The 17,659-nt window shown below is 69.8% G+C and carries 18 protein-coding genes; 16 read left to right on the plus strand and 2 right to left on the minus strand.

Translation table 11 applies throughout. The annotated features are described in order from the left end of the window. The first annotated feature begins 143 nt into the window (after nucleotides 1-143). The 4 genes from ACYQ1H_RS07505 to ACYQ1H_RS07520 all read left to right on the plus strand — a co-directional run bounded on the left by ACYQ1H_RS07505 (nucleotide 144) and on the right by ACYQ1H_RS07520 (nucleotide 2,802). Complete coding sequence (locus ACYQ1H_RS07505) at nucleotides 144-845, plus strand: transaldolase family protein (RefSeq protein WP_460027431.1); 702 nt, start codon at nucleotides 144-146, stop codon at nucleotides 843-845. A 164-nt stretch (nucleotides 846-1,009) separates the two neighbouring features. After that, a complete protein-coding gene (locus ACYQ1H_RS07510; RefSeq protein WP_460027432.1) occupies nucleotides 1,010-1,390 on the plus strand; it encodes a phage protein NinX family protein in 381 nt (126 codons plus the stop codon). An 85-nt stretch (nucleotides 1,391-1,475) separates the two neighbouring features. Next, nucleotides 1,476-1,853, plus strand: a complete 378-nt coding sequence (locus ACYQ1H_RS07515; protein WP_460027433.1) for a 6-pyruvoyl trahydropterin synthase family protein — start codon at nucleotides 1,476-1,478, stop codon at nucleotides 1,851-1,853. Between the two features lie 34 nt (nucleotides 1,854-1,887). Next, nucleotides 1,888-2,802: a class I SAM-dependent methyltransferase gene (locus tag ACYQ1H_RS07520; protein WP_460027434.1), complete on the plus strand. Its 915-nt coding sequence runs from the start codon at nucleotides 1,888-1,890 to the stop codon at nucleotides 2,800-2,802. Here ACYQ1H_RS07520 and ACYQ1H_RS07525 read toward each other — a convergent pair. Both ACYQ1H_RS07525 and ACYQ1H_RS07530 read right to left on the minus strand, forming a co-directional pair. Beyond that, nucleotides 2,759-3,538, minus strand: a complete 780-nt coding sequence (locus ACYQ1H_RS07525) for a class I SAM-dependent methyltransferase (protein ID WP_460027435.1) — start codon at nucleotides 3,536-3,538, stop codon at nucleotides 2,759-2,761. The genes ACYQ1H_RS07520 and ACYQ1H_RS07525 overlap by 44 nt on opposite strands. A gap of 7 nt (nucleotides 3,539-3,545) precedes the next feature. Next, nucleotides 3,546-4,211, minus strand: coding sequence for a CDP-alcohol phosphatidyltransferase family protein (locus ACYQ1H_RS07530; RefSeq protein WP_460027436.1), 666 nt, complete (start codon nucleotides 4,209-4,211; stop codon nucleotides 3,546-3,548). Nucleotides 4,212-4,302: 91 nt separating this feature from the next. Between ACYQ1H_RS07530 and ACYQ1H_RS07535 the strand changes: the two genes are divergently transcribed. From ACYQ1H_RS07535 to guaA, 12 genes are all read left to right on the plus strand, one after another. Continuing rightward, nucleotides 4,303-5,322: a glycosyltransferase family 4 protein gene (locus tag ACYQ1H_RS07535; RefSeq protein WP_460027437.1), complete on the plus strand. Its 1,020-nt coding sequence runs from the start codon at nucleotides 4,303-4,305 to the stop codon at nucleotides 5,320-5,322. 75 nt (nucleotides 5,323-5,397) lie between these two features. Continuing rightward, nucleotides 5,398-5,901 carry an ATP-binding protein gene (locus tag ACYQ1H_RS07540; protein WP_460027438.1) on the plus strand — a complete coding sequence of 168 codons (504 nt, stop codon included), beginning with the start codon at nucleotides 5,398-5,400 and terminating at the stop codon, nucleotides 5,899-5,901. 5 nt (nucleotides 5,902-5,906) lie between these two features. Further along, a complete protein-coding gene (locus ACYQ1H_RS07545) occupies nucleotides 5,907-6,356 on the plus strand; it encodes a chemotaxis protein CheW (RefSeq protein WP_460027439.1) in 450 nt (149 codons plus the stop codon). Beyond that, nucleotides 6,346-7,632 (plus strand): CheR family methyltransferase, encoded by a 1,287-nt coding sequence (locus tag ACYQ1H_RS07550; RefSeq protein WP_460027440.1) that lies wholly within the window; start codon nucleotides 6,346-6,348, stop codon nucleotides 7,630-7,632. Before ACYQ1H_RS07545 ends, ACYQ1H_RS07550 begins: the two co-directional genes overlap by 11 nt. Next, on the plus strand, nucleotides 7,629-8,297 hold the full coding sequence (locus ACYQ1H_RS07555) for a chemotaxis protein CheW (RefSeq protein ID WP_460027441.1): 669 nt from the start codon (nucleotides 7,629-7,631) through the stop codon (nucleotides 8,295-8,297). The genes ACYQ1H_RS07550 and ACYQ1H_RS07555 overlap by 4 nt, the downstream gene beginning before the upstream one ends. Then, entirely contained in the window at nucleotides 8,294-10,660 is a 2,367-nt protein-coding gene (locus tag ACYQ1H_RS07560) for a hybrid sensor histidine kinase/response regulator (RefSeq protein ID WP_460027442.1), read from the plus strand. Before ACYQ1H_RS07555 ends, ACYQ1H_RS07560 begins: the two co-directional genes overlap by 4 nt. Then, nucleotides 10,657-11,685 (plus strand): chemotaxis protein CheB, encoded by a 1,029-nt coding sequence (locus ACYQ1H_RS07565; protein WP_460027443.1) that lies wholly within the window; start codon nucleotides 10,657-10,659, stop codon nucleotides 11,683-11,685. Before ACYQ1H_RS07560 ends, ACYQ1H_RS07565 begins: the two co-directional genes overlap by 4 nt. Nucleotides 11,686-11,725: 40 nt before the next feature. Then, nucleotides 11,726-12,919, plus strand: coding sequence for a SpoIIE family protein phosphatase (locus tag ACYQ1H_RS07570; RefSeq protein ID WP_460027444.1), 1,194 nt, complete (start codon nucleotides 11,726-11,728; stop codon nucleotides 12,917-12,919). Between the two features lie 43 nt (nucleotides 12,920-12,962). Beyond that, on the plus strand, nucleotides 12,963-14,009 hold the full coding sequence (cax, locus tag ACYQ1H_RS07575) for a calcium/proton exchanger (protein ID WP_460027445.1): 1,047 nt from the start codon (nucleotides 12,963-12,965) through the stop codon (nucleotides 14,007-14,009). A gap of 49 nt (nucleotides 14,010-14,058) precedes the next feature. Beyond that, a complete protein-coding gene (locus ACYQ1H_RS07580) occupies nucleotides 14,059-14,400 on the plus strand; it encodes a hypothetical protein (protein WP_460027446.1) in 342 nt (113 codons plus the stop codon). Between the two features lie 81 nt (nucleotides 14,401-14,481). Continuing rightward, nucleotides 14,482-15,945 carry an IMP dehydrogenase gene (gene guaB / locus ACYQ1H_RS07585; RefSeq protein WP_460027447.1) on the plus strand — a complete coding sequence of 488 codons (1,464 nt, stop codon included), beginning with the start codon at nucleotides 14,482-14,484 and terminating at the stop codon, nucleotides 15,943-15,945. Between the two features lie 48 nt (nucleotides 15,946-15,993). Further along, nucleotides 15,994-17,568, plus strand: coding sequence for a glutamine-hydrolyzing GMP synthase (guaA, locus tag ACYQ1H_RS07590; RefSeq protein ID WP_460027448.1), 1,575 nt, complete (start codon nucleotides 15,994-15,996; stop codon nucleotides 17,566-17,568). Nucleotides 17,569-17,659 lie beyond the last annotated feature (91 nt).

Genomic DNA, 17,659 nt, shown 5'->3' on the forward strand with positions numbered 1-17,659 from the left:
GTTAAGGGCAACATCGCACACCGCGCCGGGCGGCCAGCGATCCGGCACCGGCGGGCTCGGCGGCAATCCTGGGCGCCGGTATCATGGCCCGGCAACACCCGTAGATATTAAACCCCAGCACCTTCGCCGGAGGAGCCGTCCACATGAAGCTCTACCTCGATACTGCCGACACCCGCGCCTGGCAACTGCCAGCCGGCTGCCCCCCGCTCCAGGGCGTCACCACCAACCCCGCGCTGGTCGAGCAGGCCGGCCTGCCGGTGACACTGGCCACCTACCTGCGGCTCGTGCAGGCGGCCGGCGCACTGCGGCTTCCGGAGCTGATGCTGCAACTGCCGCGCGCCGATGTCGCCGAGGCCCACGACTGGCTGGCCAGGCTGCTCCCCGAGGCCGGTCAGGCGCGGCTCCGGCTGACCATCAAGCTGCCCTGCCATCCGGCCTGGGCGCCCGTGATCCGCGAAGTCCACGCCTGGGGGCTGCCGCTGCTGCTCACCGGCCTGTCCAACCCGATGCAACTCCTCTGGGCGCGGGCGCAGAACGCCCAGTACGTCGCGCCCTACCTTGGCCGGCTGCACGCCGAAGGCCGGGAGGTCTGGCCACTGGTCCAGGCCTGTATCGCCCTGCAACGGGACGGGGTCCAGCTGCTCGCCGCCAGCATCCGCGACGCCGACACCTTCGGCCGGTTGATCGCGGCCGGCGCCCATGCCGCCACGGTGCGCCCCGAGTTCGCTGCCGGCTTGGCCATCGACCCGCTGACCGATGCCGCGATGGCCCAGTTCGACGACGCCATCGCCCGCAGCCTGGCGGCGGACGGTACGGCTCAGATCCACCGCTCCGGCGGTGAATAAGCCCCCGCCCGACGTGCCGCCCAGCCGTGAGCGGCTAGCAAGCCATTGATTCAACAACAAACAAGACAATGGCATGTGCATTGCTAAGTCACCGGGCAAGCGGATGTGCCGACCGGCGTCACAGGGACCCGGCCGATACCCGCAGCAGCAACCGGAGAACACGCATGAAAGTCAGAACGCAGGTGGAAACTCTGGCCGGCAATTCCCTCGACTGGGTCGTGGGCTATGTGCTGGAGGGCGGCGACCACGAGCTCGCCGCGCAGGCCAGCCGGGGCGAATACCGTCCGTCCTCGGACTGGTCGATCGGCGGCCCCCTGATCGAAAGCGCCCAAATCCGCCTGAGCCCGACCCGGGAAGGCTACTGGCGCGCCACCAAGCCGGGCGAGGACTGGGCGTCGGTAGGCAAGACCCCGCTGATCGCCGCCATGCGTTTTCTCATCCGCCACCGGCATGCCAGCGAGATCGACATACCCTGGCAATTGCTGGACCGGGGCGAGTCGTTCGATGTCAACCCCGCGCAGCCCTCCGCCCGCACCCGCCACTGACAGCCTGCCCGCGGGGCGCGCTGCAAGGCGACGCCCCGCGCCCCGACCGGCTCGCGGCACCGGCAACGATGCTATAGTGCCGGCCATGTCCTACCAACTCGCCATCCGCCGCGACTTCATCGCCCGCCACTTTCTTATCGGCGGCGACTGGGGTGCCGAAAACCACGAACACAGCCACCACTACCGCGCCGAAGTCATCGTCGAGGGCACGGAACTGGACCGGCACGGCTATCTCATCGACATCGTCGCGCTGGAGACGGCCCTGGCGGGGGTCATCGGCCAGTATGCCGACCGGGTGCTGAACGAGCAGCCGGCCTTTGCCGGGCTCAACCCCAGCATCGAGCACTTCTCCCGCATCCTGTGGCAGCAGCTGCGCAACCGCGTCGACCTGCCCGGCAAGCGCCTGACGGTGAAGCTGTGGGAAAACGCGGACGACTGGGCGGCCTACGGCGGCGGGCTCTGATCCCGCCGCCGATCACCGGCGGCGAAGTGCCCGCATGACACCGATGTCCGTCGACTTTCAGGCATACCTCGACGCCAAGTTTCCACTCGACGAACGCAGTCTCAACCGCGACGTGCGTGCCCTGTTCGAGGCCCTGCTGGGCGAGCGGGCAGCGGCGCGGCTGCTGGATATCGGCGCGGGCACCGGCGCCAGCCTCGACCGGCTGCTGGCCCTGCCCGGCCCCGCGCGCCTGGAGGTGACCTTCGTCGACCGCGACGGCGAACTGCTGGACCTGGCAAGACGCCGCGCCGAACCGAAACTGGCCGCGGCCGGGTTCGCGGTCGGAGCGGACCGCGAACCGCTCCAGGCCCGGCGCGCGACGCAAACCCTGACCCTGGCCTACCGGGCCGCCGACCTGGGCGACTACCGCCCCGCCGCAACCGGGCACTGGGACGGCATCATCGCCCATGCCCTGATGGATCTGCTGCCGCCCGGGCGGATGGCGCGACGCATGCGGGACTGGCTGAAGCCGGGCGGCCTCGTCTACGCCACGCTGAACTACGACGGCGGCACCGTCCTGTTTCCAGGGTTCCACGATGCCGGCTTCGAGGATGCCGTCCTGGCCCACTACGATGCTTCGATGGCGCGCCAGCTAGATGGCGAGGCCTGCGGCGGCGCGCAATCCGGCCGCCGCCTGCATGCCGCCCTGCTGGCGGCGGGATTCGAGCTACTGGCCTACGGCAGCTCGGACTGGAACATCACCCCCTGCCGGGGCGCCTACCGCGACGACGACGCGCGCTGCCTGCGGGCGTTGCTGGACATGATCCACGGCGAGGCGCAACGCTCGGGACGGTTCAACGCCGGAACCTTGGATGCCTGGTGGCAGCTGCGCCGCGAACAGATCGACGGCCGCCAGCTCGGACTGATCATCCATCAGCTCGATCTGCTGGCCCGCAAGCCGGCGGCTTGACGGCCAGGACGGCGAGACCGCCGCGCCAACCGTCGAACCCCAGCCAGCGGCCGCAGGCATCGGCCAGCGTCATCAGCCACGCCCAGCCGGCCGGCATGTCGCCGCGGGGGATGAAGCTCCAGCCCTGCAGGCGCCGGAGCCGCAACCCGGCAGCCGGCAACCGGGCCCGCAGCTCGGCGCGGCGCAGAAACCGGTCGCTGCTGAGATGCCGGGTCGGCAGCCCCAGTCGCGGCGCCAGCCAGCGATACCAGACATGATCGCCGTTGGGCGTCAGACAGACGAATACCCCGCCGGGCCGGAGCACCCGCGCGACCTGCGACAGCACCCGGTCGCGGTCGGGCATGTGTTCCAGCGCGCCGACGCAGAGCACCGCATCAGCCACGCCGTCGCCGACCGTGGCCAGCGATTCCGCCGGATCGACGCGGAAGGCGATGCGCTCGCCACCGGCCTGCTGCCGGCGCAGGGACTCGGCGCGGGCGATCATGCCGGGCGAAAGATCGGTGCCGATCAGCCGGGCGAAGGCACCGGCCAGCGGAAACAGATGCAAGCCGGTCCCGCAGCCGATCTCGACCAGGGTCTCGCGCCGGCTGCCAGCCAGCAGCCGCTCGATCAGCGCCAGCCGCTGGCGCAGGGCGCGGCCGGGGGCGCCATGGCTGTCGGCGTAAGCCGGCGCGAGCCGGTCGAAGAAGGCGCGGATGTCCTCGCGGTCGCGAACGCTCAGGGTTCTGGGCGGCATGGGCGCTTCAGGCCCGGTGCCGCTGCCACAGCGACACGAGGAAGGAGGCCACCAGGGCCAGGCTGGCGCCGGCCGCCAGGCCGGTCGTGACCGGCGGCGGCAGGCCGGGCCAGAGGCAGACCGCCAGGGTCAGCGTGCCGAGGACGCCCACTCCGCGGGTGAAACGGTTGCCGCGCACCGTCCCGCGGGCCGGTGGTCCCCAGCGCAGCCAGAGCACGAAGGCATAGCGCAGCGCGCCGGGCAGCAGCACCCAGGCCGGCAGGTGGTCGCCGAGCAGGAGCAGCAGGCACAGTGTCAGCAGCAGAAAGGCATCGCTCTCATGATCGAACACCTCGCCGAAACCGGAAACCGTACCGAAGCGTCGCGCGGCCCAGCCATCCAGCCCGTCCATCCCCACCAGCAGCATGGCGATCGCCGCCTGCCAGGTGCCAGCCAGGCCGGGACTCAGCAACAGGGCCAGCGTGGCGAGCACGCGCAGCCCGGTCAGAGCATTGCCGAGCCCGAAGGACTGCCCCGCCGGGACGACCCGCCGGAAGCGGGCCAGGAGTCCCAGGAAGGATGCCACCGCCATCGCCGCCAGCAGCAAAGGCGTTTTCTCCAGCAGAACGCCGGCGATGCCGAGGCTCATCAGCAGCGCATGCTGCTCGGTCCAGCGGGTAAGCGTGGCGGTCATGTTGCGGTCGTTTCCTGGGTGATCCCGGCGCGATGGAGGGGCCGTTCATGATGACATCAAACCGGACGCGGACGAAGTCCGGCCGCGGCGCATGAAACTGTGCTTCGTCCACCCGCCGCTCGATGGCCCGGTCAGCGGCGGCAACCGTTACAACGCGGCGCTGATCGGGGCGGCGAGGCACCTGGGTCTGGCGCTGCGCGCCTGCGCCTGGCATCCCGATACGGCGCCGCCCGAACCGGCGGCGGACGAAACGCTGCTGTGGGACAGCCTGTTCCTGCCCGAACTGGCGCGGCGGAATCTCGCCGGCGGCCAGCGCCAGGGGCTGCTGCTCCATTACCTGCCCTTCCACGATCCCCTGCTGGACGAGAACGAACGCCGGCGGTGGCGGGACATCGTCGACCGCGCGCTTGCCGGCATGGACTTCCACATCGCCACCGGCGCCCGGGTCGCGGCGGCGCTGCGACAGTACCGGCCCGGGCGGCCAACCTGGCTGTGCGAACCCGGCGTCGACGCGGCCTTCCTGAGCGCGCGGGCGCAGTCCCCGGCCCGGCGGCAAACCGGCCCGGTTCGGCTGCTGACCGTCGCCAGCCTGCTGCCCGCCAAGCGCCAACGGGAACTGCTCGATCTCCTGCACGGCATCGACGGCGACTGGGCCTGGCATCTTGCCGGCGACGAACGCCCCTGCCCGGACTATGCCCGGCGGCTCTGGCGACGCGCCGCCGAGCTGGGGCTGGCCGGGCGCATCCGCAGGCACGGCGCCCTGACGAGCGCGGCGCTGGCGCGCCTGATGGCGGGCATGGACCTCTGCGTGCAGTACAGCGCCTACGAGTCCTACGGCATGGCGCTGGCCGAAGCGCTGGCGGCGGGCCTGCCGGCCATCGCCACCGACGTCGGCGCCGCCGCCCGGCTGGTGCGGCACGGCGAAACCGGCTGGCTGACCGCCGCCGACGACACCGAGGGTTTCCGCGCCGCGCTGGCCGGCCTGATCGGGGACCGCGATCGACTGCGGCATTACCGGATGGCGGCGGGTCGCGACGAACCGGTGGCCGCGGCCTGGCGTTTCCCGGCGCTGTTCCGGCAGCTGGCGCTGGAAACCCGCGGACCCGCCTGAGACGCCCTCGCCGAGATGCCCGCCGTCACCGGTTTTGCGGTACTCTCTCCGGACCCGTCGCCGCCAGCCACCGCCATGTCCGAGCATCCCGCCCGTACCCTCCATTCCGCCCCGGCGGCCGAGCCATCGGCTGGCGGCGGGGCGGGCTGCCTGCTGCACCTGCGGCTGGCGGCGGAACAGGTCAGTCTGGTGATGGTGGCCGAAGCGGTGGAGGCCCTGGCCGAGCGCGACAACTGGCCGGCCGAGGCGAAATTCCACGTCGATCTGGTGCTGGAGGAGCTGGTGCAGAACATCGTTTCCTACGGCTATCCCGATGGCCCGCCCGGCGAGTTCGAACTGAGCCTGTGGCGCAAGGGTGACACCCTGCACATCCGCCTCGAGGACGACGGCATCCCCTTCGATCCCTTCAGCCTGCCCGTACCGGACCTGGACCTGTCGCTGGAAGAGCGCGGCATCGGCGGCCTGGGCGTGCACTTCACCCGCACGCTGATGAACCGCCACGCCTACCGGGCCGTGGCAGGACGCAACCGCGTCGATCTGGAAAAAGCCCTGCGCGCCGACGCCCTGCCGTCCGACTGAGGCCTATGCTGCACCTGCTGTTCCGTCTGGGCCAGGAAACCTTCGCGGTGCCCGCTGGCGACATCCAGGCGGTGCTCCCCCTGGCGGAGCTGGAGAGCCTGGCGCTGGCGCCACCCGCGGTAGCCGGCCTGCTGCGCTACCAGGGCCGCTTCGTGCCGGTGCTGGATGTCGGCGTGATCCACAGCGGCACGCCGGCCGCGCGGGTCATCAGCACGCGCATTGTCCTGGTGCGGGCGACCGAACAGGAAACCCTGCTCGGACTGCTGGTCGAACGGGCCATGGAAATGCTGGATCTCCACGACCGGCAGGTCCTGGCGCCAGCATTCCTGGGCCCGGGTCACGAGTGGCTGGCGCCCACCCTGTACGACACCGAACTGGGACTGGTGCGCCCCATCGACTGGCGAGCCCTGCTGACGCGCGAGATCGAGAGCCTGGCGGTGGCCAATGACGCCTGAGCAGCCATCCGCTTTTCTCGCCGGGCTGGCCGCCTGGGTGGCGGAGCGCTACGGACTGGACCTCGCCGTGCTCGGGCCAGGCTCCCTGGAGGAGGCCCTGGGGGCCCGGCGCCGCGCCAGCGGGTGCGACAACCCCGCCGACTATGCCGAACGCTGGCGGACGGATGCCGCCGAGCGCGAAGCCTTGCTGGAACGGCTGCTGGTGGGGGAAACCTGGTTCTTCCGCGAGTGGGCGGCGTTCGCCTATCTGGCCACCTGGGTCACCCGGCAGGCGCGGGATTTTGCGCCGGCCCATCCCCTGCGCGTCCTGACCCTGCCCTGCTCCACCGGCGAGGAGGCCTGGTCGATCGCCGCCGTACTGGCCGAAGCCGGGCTGGATGGCGCGCGCGCACGCATCGACGCCGTGGACGTCAATCCCGCCGCCCTGGCGATCGCCGCAAGCGGACGCTATCCCCCGCGCCGCCTGCGCGGCCAGCCGGTGGCGCGCTGGCAACACCTGCTGCGACCGCAGGCCGACGGGCAACTGCGCGTCGACGACCAGCTGCGCGCCATGGTCGAATTCTCGCGCGGCAACGCCATGGATGCCGGGTGGTACCGCGACCGCGATCCCTACCATGTCATCTTCTGCCGCAACCTGCTGATCTACATGAACGGGGAGGCGCGGCGCAGAATCTGCGAACGCCTAGGCCGCTGCCTGCGCCCCGGCGGGCTGCTGTTCCTGGGCCATGCCGAACAGCCACCGGCCGGGCTGGGACTGGCGCGCGCGCGCGCCAATGGCGCCTTCGCCTGGTGCCGGCAGCCAGGGCCGTCCACTCCGGCCCGGGAAACCACGCCGCTGCCCGCGCCGGTCCACCGCAGCGCCGATGTCCGGCCGGCGCCCCAACCGTGCCCCGAGGCTCCCCACCATCCGGCACCCGGACAAGCCAACCCTCCGGCTCCGCCCCATTCCGGCAAGGCGGCCACCCCGCTGGCGCTCGAGCGGCTGCGGGAACTGGCCGATCAGGGCCGCTACGCGGAGGCCCTGTCCCCCCTGCAGACGCCGGCGGCCATCCAGTCGCTGGACCCGGAGGCACATGCCCTGGCCGGCATCCTGCTGGGTGCGCTGAACCGCAGGACCGAGGCGGTGGAGCGCCTGCGCCAGGCACTGTTCCTCGATCCGGCGCACGCGGAGAGCCTGGCGCACCTGGCCCTGCTGCTGGAGCAGGGCGGCGACCCTGACGGCGCCGACCGGCTGCGCGCGCGGCTGGCGGCCCATGCCGGCGGGAGCGGCGCATGAACAACCGTCCCGCAACGCCATGCTGGAAGTCCATCGGCATCCTCGGCGACCGCAGCTGCGAGCAGCTGCCGCAGCAGGTGCACTGCCGCAACTGTCCGACCTTCCGCCAGGCCGGCCGGGAATTGCTCGACCGCCCGATGCCGGCGGACTACCAGGCGGAAATCACCCGCCAGCTGGCCATCCGCCCGCCCGCGCACGAGGCCGACACGCTGCGGATACTGATCTTCCGCGTCGCCAGCGTCTGGCTGGCGCTGCCATCGGCCTGTTTCGAGGAAACCCTGTCGCCGGTACCCATCGTCCACGTGCCCCTGCGCAGCAACCGGCATTTCCTCGGCCTGGCGAACACCCATGGCGAATTGCAGCTGTGCTTCACCCTCGAACACTATCTCGGCGCCGACCCCGACGAGCCGGTGGCCGGGAACGGCGACGCCCGGGCCTTCGCGCGCATGCTGGTGGTGCGCCTGCAGGGGCAGCGCTGGGTGTTCCTGGCCGATGAGGTGCTGGGCACGGTGACGCACCCGCGCGCCGGATTGCAGGCGCTGCCGGCCAACCTGGCCAAGGCCTCGCCACGCCTGCTCGATGCCCTGCTCGAACACGAGGGCCGCCGCATCAAGCTGATCGACGAGGCGCGTCTGGCCGCGCTGCTGCGGGAAGCGCTGGCATGAGCCTGCCCGACGCCTTCCTGCTGGAGCTGTTTCGCGAGGAGATGGCCGCGCACAGCGCGGTCCTCACCGATGGCTTGCTGGCCCTGGAACGGGACGGCAGTTCGCCGGAGCGCATCGAACCGCTGATGCGGGCGGCGCATTCGATCAAGGGCGCGGCGCGGGTGGTGGACCTGGCGCCGGTGGTCCAGGTCGCCCATGAGATGGAAGACCTGCTGGTCGCGGCCGGCGCCGGCCGGGTGGTGCTGGACGGCGCCGCGGTGGATCTGCTGCTGGCGGCGCTGGACTGGATGGTGGGTCTCGGCAATGTGGCCGACGACGCCCTCAGCGACTGGCTGGCGGCGCATGCCGGCGAGGCCGGTGACTGGGTCGCCCGCATCGGCGCCGGCCTGGGCAAGCCAGGCCCTGCCGGCGGACCGGCGGCCAACCCGGGCGAAGGGGAGATGACGCTTCCGGCGCCAGCCGAAGGGACCGGGGCAGGGACGGACGCGCCACCGGCCGCCCCGCCAGCACCATGGCCGCCAGCACCATGGCCGCCGGCGCCGACACCGGCGCAGCCAGCCCCGGCGGAGCCACCGCCTGCCGCCGCCGGAGAACCACCACGGCCGCCGCCGGGCGCGAAACCTGCTGCCGAAGCGGGCGAAGCCGCCGACGCGCCGGTGCGCATCACCGCCGAGACGCTGACCCAGATGCTGGGCTATGCCGCCGACATGCTGCTGGAGGCGCGCCGCATCGAGCAGGTCGCCCGCGAGCTGCAACCGCTCAAGCGCCTGCAGCGGCAGCTGTCGGCCGCCGCCCGGTCGCCGGCGGGCGGCGGGGCGGTCGATCCCGCGCTGCTGCACGACCGTCTGGCCGAACTGGGCACCGCGCTGGACCGCCACGACCAGCATCTGGCCGATATCGCCAGCCGCGCCAACTTCCTCTCCGAGCGGCTGCACAGCCTGGCCCTGCGCGGACGCATGCGGCCGTTTGCCGACGGCGTGCAGGGGTTCCCGCGGCTGGTGCGCGACATGGCCCGGCAGCTTGACCGACAAGTCGACTTCGAGATCGTCGGCCAGGCCACGCTGGTCGATCGCGACATCCTCAGCCGACTCGACGCGCCGCTGAACCATCTGCTGCGCAACGCCCTCGACCACGGCCTGGAATCGCCGCAGGAGCGCCTCGCCGCCGGCAAGCCCGCCACCGGCCGCCTGCGGCTGGAAGCCCGGCACCGCAGCGGCCGGCTGCTGGTGTCGATCGCCGACGATGGCCAGGGCATCGATACCGAGGCCCTGCGCGCCAAGATCGTCCGCCAGGGGCTGATCAGCGCCGACATGGCCCTGCGCCTGACGGCGGCCGAGCTCTACGATTTCCTGTTCCTGCCCGGCCTCAGCACCCGCGAGGCGGTAAGCGAGATTTCCGGCCGCGGCGTCGGCCTGGACGTGGTGCAGACCATGGTCCACGGCTGCGGCGGCTCGCTGCAGGTCAGCTCCGAGCGCGGCCAGGGCACCCGCTTCGAGTTGCAGCTGCCGGTCACGCGCTCGGTGATCCGCACGCTGCGGGTCGACATCGCCGGCCAGTCCTACGCCCTGCCGCTGGCGCGCATCGACCGCGCCGAGCGACGCGCCTCGCGGCAGCTGGAGTCGGTGAACGGCAACTACTATTTCGCCACCGGGCAGGGCAATGTGGCGCTGATGCCAGCCCGGCGCCTGCTGGGCCTGGAGGAGCCGACAGTGCCGCCGGAACGGCTGTCGCTGGTGCTGATCAGCGCCGAGGGTCGCCAGTACGCGCTGGAAGTGGACGCCCTCCGGGGCGAGTGCGATCTGGTCGTACGGCCGCTGGATCCGCGGCTCGGCAAGGTGCCCAACCTCAGCGCCGTCGCCCTCGACGAACAGGGGCTGCCGGTGCTGATCCTGGATGTCGACGACCTGGTGCGCACGGCCGACCGGCTGGCCGGCCAGGTGCAGCCGCCACGGCGCCGGCTGGCGGCGGCGGTGCGGCGCCGCGCCAAGCGCATCCTGGTGGTGGACGATTCCATCACCGTCCGCGAGGTCGAACGCAAGCTGCTGGAAAACGGCGGATACGAGGTCGACGTGGCGGTGGACGGCGTGGATGGCTGGAACCAGCTGACCGTCAACCGCTACGATCTGGTGGTGAGCGATGTCGACATGCCGCGCATGAATGGCATCGAACTGGTCACGCGGCTCAGGGCCGATCCGCGGCTGGGCAAGCTGCCGGTGGTGATCGTGTCCTACAAGGACCGCGAGGAGGATCGCCTGCGCGGCATGCAGGCGGGCGCCGACTACTACCTGACCAAGAGCAGTTTCCACGACGCCGGGCTGATCCAGGCGGTGCGGGATCTGATCGGCGGCGCGAACGACCCGTGAAAGTCGCCATCGCCCACCCCGACAGGGCAACGGTGAGCCGGCTGCAGACGCTGCTGGCCGAGCAACCCGGCATCCGCGTCGCCTGGACCGCCGATACGGCCCAGCGGCTGCTCGCGACCTGCGCGGTGCGGACACCCGATCTGCTGCTGATGGGGCTGGATTTCCCCGGCCTGGCGGCCGGCGAGCTCACCCGCCGGCTGATGACCGCTTCGCCGTGCAGTATCCTGCTCCTGAACCAGGGCTGCGATCCCTGCTTCGGACGGGTGTTCGAGGCGCTCGGCCAGGGCGCCGCGGACGCGGCGGTCCTGCCGCCGGCCCACAGCTGGAACCGCCCGGAGAGCTGGGCCGACCTGCTGAACCGGCTCGACACCCTGCGCACCCTCGCCGGCCATGGCCGCAAGGTGCCGGCGGCGCGGTCGCCGGCCAACGCGGCGCCACCGCGCCTGCGGCTGCCGCCGGTCATCGCCATCGGTGCCTCGACCGGCGGCCCCAGGGCCCTGGCCGCGGTAATCTCGTCCCTGCCGCGCGAACTGCCGGCCACGGTGGTGATCGTCCAGCACCTGGATTTCCACTTCACCGAAGGGCTGGCCGAATGGCTCAACCTGTCGGCGGCGCTGCCGGTCGCGGCACTGACCGGCGAAACCCGGCTGGAGCCCGGCCGCATCTGGGTCGCCGCCCGTCCCGAACACCTGATCGTGACCGATGCCCTGACCCTGGGCTGGACCGACGCCTGGCCGGACCTGACCATCCGGCCGTCGATCGACGTGTTCTTCAAGAGCCTGGCCGCGCATGCCCCGCTGCGCGGCGGCGGCATCCTCCTGACCGGCATGGGCAGGGACGGCGCCGAGGGGCTTCTGGCCCTCAGGCGCGCCGGTTTCTTCACCGTGGCCCAGGACGAGGCCTCCAGCGTGGTCTACGGCATGCCCAAGGCGGCCGCGCAGCTTGGCGCCGCCGAGACGATCCTGCCGCTGGATGCCATCGCCGGGCATATCGTCCGGCATGTCGCGCGCCTGAATGCCGCCTGAGGCCGATGTTTCCGTTCAACGTCACCCACCCCACTCCATCATGAGCTCCACCGTTACCCCGCCGGCCGGCACGCAGCTGTCCGAACATCCGATCGTCGTGCTGCTGGTCGACGACCAGCGCATCATCGGCGAAGCCGTCAAGCGCATGCTGCAAACCGAGACCGACATCGACTATCACTACACCTGCAACCCGGCCGAGGCACTGGTGCTGGCCGAGCAGCTGAAGCCGACGGTGATCCTGCAGGACCTGGTCATGCCGGAAATCGATGGCATCACCCTAGTGAAATCCTTCCGCGCCCATGCCGACACGGCCGGGGTGCCGATGATCGTGCTGTCCAGCAAGGAAGAGCCGACCACCAAGGCGGAAGCCTTTGCCGCCGGCGCCAACGACTACCTGGTGAAGCTGCCCGATCCGGTCGAGCTGATCGCACGCATCCGCTACCATTCATCCGCCTACATCGCGCTGCTGCAACGCAACCAGGCCTTCAAGGCGCTGGAGGCCAGCCAGCAGGCGCTGGCGGCGGAGCTGGCCGAGGCCGCCGATTACGTCCGCTCGCTGCTGCCGGCGCCGCTGGACCAGCCGGAGATCAGGACAGCCTGGGCATTCCTGCCGTGCAGCTCGCTGGGCGGCGATGCCTTCGGCTACTTCACCATCGACGACGACCATTTCGCCGTCTTCCTGCTGGATGTCTGCAATCACGGGGTCGGCTCGGCGCTGCTGTCCGTCAGCGCCATGAACGCGCTGATGGGGCGCACCCTGGTCGGGGTCGACTTCCGCGAACCGGCGCGGGTGATGGCAGCGCTGAACAATGTCTTCCTGATGGAGAAGCACAACAACCTGTATTTCACGATGTGGTACGGCGTACTGCAGAAAAGCACCCGCATCCTGCGCTATTCCAGCGGCGGCCATCCGCCGGCGGTGATGCTCGCGGGAGCGGAGCCGGAACTGCTGCGCTGCCGGGCCATGCCGGTCGGCACCCTGGAGGACATGGATTTCGAGGAAGGCCAGACGCACGTGCCGCCGGGAGCGACGCTATATGTCTTCAGCGATGGCATCTACGAGATCCGCACCCCCGACGGTGGCGAAATGGAACTGGCCGAATTCGTCGAGATACTCAGGCGCCCGGAGCGGTCACCGGGGCAGAAGGTGATGGAGGTGCTGGAGACCATGCGCGACCTGCAGGGCCGGTCCCATTTCGACGACGACGTGTCCCTGCTCGAACTGCGACTGTGAAGCGGACAACCACCCGCGCGCGACAGGCCATGCAGCCATCGCCATGAACTGGCTCCTGCTCCTCACGCCGGCAGCGATGGCGCTGTACGCCGGGCATGCCCACCCCATCCTGGTGTTCCTGGTCGCGGCGCTGGCGGTGATCCCGCTGGGACACTGGATGGGCGATGCGACGGAAAACCTGGCCCGCTCGCTGGGACCCGCCATCGGTGGCCTCCTGAATGCGACCATGGGCACCATTCCCGACATCATCATTGGCATCTTTGCGCTGCGCCACGGACTGGTGGAGGTGGTGAAGGCCTCCATCACCGGCGCCATCGTCGGCAACCTGCTGCTGGGCGTGGGCCTGGCCATGTTTCTCGGCGGCCGCCGCCACCCCCGCGGGCTGCACTTCGACCTGCAAGGCAGCCATCTGCTGGGCAGCCTGATGCTGCTGGCCACCAGTGGCCTCATCATTCCGGCCATCTTCGATTTCAGCACCGCCTCGGAGCGGGAAATCAGCCTGGAAGTCTCGGTGGTGCTGCTGATGACCTACCTGTCCAGCATGCTGTTCACGGTCTGCAACCCGAACACCGGGCACGAGTTCCCTGCCCCGCCCCGGGTCGACAGTGAAACCGCGCCTGGCGCCGGGCAACCGCACAGCGGGCATTCTCTGCTGATGCTGGCGGGCGCGACCGTGCTGCTGGCCATCGTCAGCGAAATCCTCACCGATGCCGTCGAGCCCGCGGCGGCCACGCTGGGCTTCACGCCGATTTTCACCGGCATCTTCCTGCTCGCGCCGGTCGGCGGCGCGGCGGAAATCCTCAATGCCGTGCGCTTCGCCCGCGGCAACCAGCTGGACCTGTCGCTGGCGGCCACCCTTGGCTCCAGCACCCAGACCGCGCTGCTGGCGGCGCCCATTCTGGTCTTCACCGGCCTGGCCATCGGCCAGCCGATGAACCTTTTGTTCAGCGAATTCCAGGTGGTGGCGGTGATCCTGGCCGTGGCGGCCGTCAACAACAGCCTGACCATCGGCTCGGTCCGCTGGATTTCGGGCATCAAGCTGATCGCCATTTACATCATGCTGGGCATCGGCTTCTATTACGCGCCCTGAAACCGGCACTTTCCTGCCCTCCCGCATCACCCTACCGCCATCCGTAGCCATGCCGCCGATACCCAAACCACCGCTCGCCAGCCGGAGCCCACGCGGTTGGCCGGCACTGACCATCGCCTGCCTCCTCTGCCTGCCCGGCTGCGCCCGCTACGATGGCGCCGGCGACCCGCTGAACCTACCCGAGGAGGCCCGTGAACAGGTCCGTCAGGAGGCCGCGAACGACTTCAGCTGCCCCCAGGTCAGCACCGCTCCGGCCGTGCGGCGGGTGCGCGAGCACGACTGGGAGGACGGTCTCTTCAGCGAATACCTGGTGCATGCCGAGGGTTGCGGCCGGCAGGGCAACTACCGGGTGTCCTGCCGCGAGGGAGGGCTTTGTGCAGTGGCGGAGTGACACCCGCCGACGCGGGCTCGCCTTGCTCCGCCAAGGCGAATCACCTATATTTCACCGGTTTCCAGACTGGCAGGTGAGACCATGCGTGTAATCCAGGAAGCGCTGACGTTCGATGATGTCCTTCTGATACCGGCGCATTCGAACATCCTGCCACGGGACGTCAGCCTGAAGACCCAGCTCACCCGCGCCATCACGCTCAACATCCCCCTGCTCTCCGCCGCCATGGATACCGTCACCGAGGGACGGCTGGCGATCACCATCGCCCAGGAAGGCGGCATCGGCATCATCCACAAGAACATGAGCGCCGAGCGGCAGGCCTACGAAGTCAGCATGGTGAAGAAGTACGAGAGCGGCGTCATCAAGGAGCCGTTCACCGTCGCGCCCGACGCCACCATCCGCGACGTGCTGGAACTGACCCGGGCCAAGGGCATCTCCGGCGTGCCGGTGGTCGACCAGGGTGATCTGGTCGGCATCGTCACCAGCCGCGACCTGCGCTTCGAGACCCGCTTCGACGAGCCGGTTTCCAGGGCCATGACGCCGCGGGACAAGCTGGTCACGGTGCGCGAGGGGGCCAGCAAGGAAGAGGCCATCCGCCTGCTGCACGAGCATCGCATCGAGAAGGTGCTGGTGGTCAACGATCAGTTCCAGCTGCGCGGCATGATCACCGTCAAGGACATCCAGAAATCGCGCGACTATCCGCAGGCCTGCAAGGACGAGCAGGAACGCCTGCGCGTGGGCGCCGCCGTGGGCACCGGCGCCGGCACGGAAGAGCGGGTGGAGGCCCTGGCCGCCGCCGGCGTAGACGTCATCGTGGTCGACACGGCGCACGGCCATTCGCAGGGCGTGCTCGACCGGGTCCGCTGGGTCAAGGCCCACTATCCGCACCTCCAGGTGATCGGCGGCAACATCGCCACAGGCGAGGCCGCCCGCGCCCTGGTCGAGGCCGGCGCCGACGCCGTCAAGGTGGGTATCGGTCCCGGCTCCATCTGCACCACGCGCATTGTCGCCGGCGTCGGCATCCCGCAGATCACGGCCGTTTCCAACGTGGCCGAGGCGCTGCGGGGCACCGGGGTGCCGCTGATCGCCGATGGCGGCATCCGCTACTCCGGCGACGTCGCCAAGGCTCTCGCGGCCGGCGCCTATGCGGTCATGCTGGGCGGCCTGTTCGCCGGCACCGAGGAGGCGCCGGGCGAGGTCGAGCTGTATCAGGGCCGCTCCTACAAGAGCTATCGCGGCATGGGCTCGCTGGGAGCGATGTCGCAAACCCAAGGTTCCAGCGACCGCTACTTCCAGGAAAGCACCGATGCCGAGAAACTGGTGCCCGAAGGCATCGAGGGCCGCGTGCCGTACAAGGGTTCGCTGGTGTCGATCCTCCATCAGCTGGTCGGCGGCGTGCGTTCGGCCATGGGCTATACCGGCTGCAGCACCATCGAGGAAATGCGCAGCAAGGCCCGCTTCGTCCGCGTCACCTCGGCCGGCATGCGCGAAAGCCACGTGCATGACGTCACCATCACCAAGGAAGCGCCCAACTACTCGATGGACTGATCGGTTCCGGGCCAGCCCGAGCGACCGCCCCCGCCAGCATTCGCCACCATGCAAGACATCCACGCCCACAAGATCCTCATCCTGGATTTCGGCTCTCAGTACACCCAGCTGATCGCCCGTCGCGTCCGCGAGATCGGCGTCTACTGCGAGATTCATCCCTGGGACTGCGACGAGACCTACATCCGTGAATTCGCCCCGCGCGGCGTCATTCTCTCCGGCGGACCGGAGACAGTCACCCTGGCCGACACGCCCCGGGCGCCGGAGCGGGTCTTCGGGCTGGGCGTACCGGTGCTGGGCATCTGCTACGGCATGCAGACCATGGCACAGCAGCTGGGCGGCACGGTCGAAGCCTCCACCCATCGCGAATTCGGCTATGCCCAGGTACGGGCGCGTGGTCATTCGCGACTGCTGACCGATATCGAGGATCATGCCTCGCCCGAAGGACACGGCCTGCTCGATGTCTGGATGAGTCACGGCGATCAGGTCACGGCCTTGCCGCCCGGCTTCAAGCTGATCGCTTCCACCGACAGCGCGCCTATCGCCGGCATGGCCGACGAGAAACGGCATTTCTATGCCCTGCAATTCCATCCGGAAGTCACCCACACCAAGCAAGGGCAGCGGCTGCTGGCCCGTTTCGTCACCGACATTTGCGGCTGCGAAACCTTGTGGACGACCCGCCACATCATCGAAGACAGCATCGCCAGCCTGCGCGAGAAGATCGGCGCCGAGCAGGTCATCCTCGGCCTGTCCGGCGGCGTCGACTCCTCCGTGGTCGCCGCCCTGCTACACCGCGCCATTGGCGACCGGCTCATCTGCGTGTTCGTCGACACCGGCCTGCTGCGTCTGCACGAAGGGGATCAGGTCATGGCCACCTTCGCCAAGCACATGGGCGTGCGCGTCATCCGGGTCGATGCCGAGGCGCGCTATCTGGCCGAACTGGCCGGCGTCACCGACCCCGAGCAGAAACGGAAGATCATCGGCCGGCTGTTCGTGGAGATTTTCGACGAGGAAGCCGCCAAGCTCACCGACGCCCGCTGGTTGGCGCAAGGCACCATTTACCCGGACGTCATCGAATCGGCCGGTTCCAAGACCGGCAAGGCGCATGTCATCAAGTCGCACCACAATGTCGGCGGCCTGCCCGAGCACATGAAGCTCAAGCTGGTCGAGCCCCTGCGCGAACTCTTCAAGGACGAGGTGCGCAAGCTGGGGCTGGAACTGGGCCTGCCCTCCGAAATGATCCACCGCCATCCCTTCCCGGGTCCCGGCCTCGGCGTGCGAATTCTTGGCGAGGTCAAGAAGGACTACGCCGACCTGCTGCGCCAGGCCGATGCCATCTTCATCGAGGAACTCTACCGGCACGACCTGTACGACAAGACCAGCCAGGCCTTCGCCGTCTTCCTGCCGGTCAAATCCGTGGGCGTCATGGGCGACGGCCGCCGCTACGATTACGTCATCGCCCTGCGCGCCGTGGAAACCATCGACTTCATGACCGCCCGCTGGGCGCACCTGCCCTACGACTTCCTCGACCTCGTCTCCCGCCGCATCATCAACGAAGTCCCCGGCATCTCCCGCGTCACCTACGACATCTCCGGCAAACCGCCCGCGACGATCGAGTGGGAGTGATTCGGCGTCTGGCACTGGCTGGCACCTAGTGGCACGAAAACACACCTAAGCCCGCGTAAATGCGGGCTTTTTTGTGATTTCGTTCGGCACC

This window comes from Methyloparacoccus murrellii (assembly GCF_054657115.1).